The following is a 668-nucleotide window of genomic DNA, read 5'->3' as shown; positions in this document are numbered from 1 at the left end:
CGGCTTAGATATGGTTGCAACATGGCCTTCCATGTATCCTGATGATTATACTTCTCAAACAGAATTAGAACAAACACGTGTTATTTTTTCAGATCTAGTAGGGCAAGATCAATCTCGTAATGGAAATGTAACGATTCGAAATATTCTCGACAATACAACTAGCTATCAACATGGGACAATAGATTTTAACTCTATTTTTTATTTCCCTGATGAATTACAGAAGGTGCAAACCAGAGTCTATAGTTATAATCACGGTTCCTATTGTGGTGATTGTTACTGCTGGCCATATGGAGTTATTCTAAACTATCCAAGTAACACGTATAGATATGGTGATAATGATCCAGGTACCTCAGGTGATCATTGGCAAAACGCTCCTATAACAAACATTAATGCTGCAACTCAACATACGACATATGTTGATGGGGAGAACATGTGGGGAGATGTTAGTAGTTTTTCAGGTTGTAATCTACCTGGATACTGTTCTGGAGACTGCTCACCAGGAGGCAGTTGTCCGAGTAATAATGGCTATTTTCAAAGTTGTAATAGTCAGCTACCAAATCAAAAAATAAATGCGCTATACCCTTTTACACAAACAAATGTGTCGGGAGCATCTGGGAAATTAGGAGTAATGGCGAGTTTCGTTCCCTATGGTCTAAGTCCAAACAATG

At 38.3% G+C, this 668-nt stretch carries 1 protein-coding gene; it reads left to right on the top strand.

All coding sequences use genetic code 11. From position 1 onward, the window contains the following. Nucleotides 1-668: insecticidal delta-endotoxin (locus F3I02_RS32370; protein ID WP_196478802.1), on the top strand; the 668-nt coding region annotated here is incomplete at both ends.

It is taken from the genome of Bacillus sp. SRB3LM, assembly GCF_015712745.1.
Lineage (GTDB): Bacteria > Bacillota > Bacilli > Bacillales > Bacillaceae_G > Bacillus_A > Bacillus_A thuringiensis_K.
Note: the sequence above shows the minus strand (reverse complement) of the source record. Positions and strands in the feature narration are given on the sequence as shown.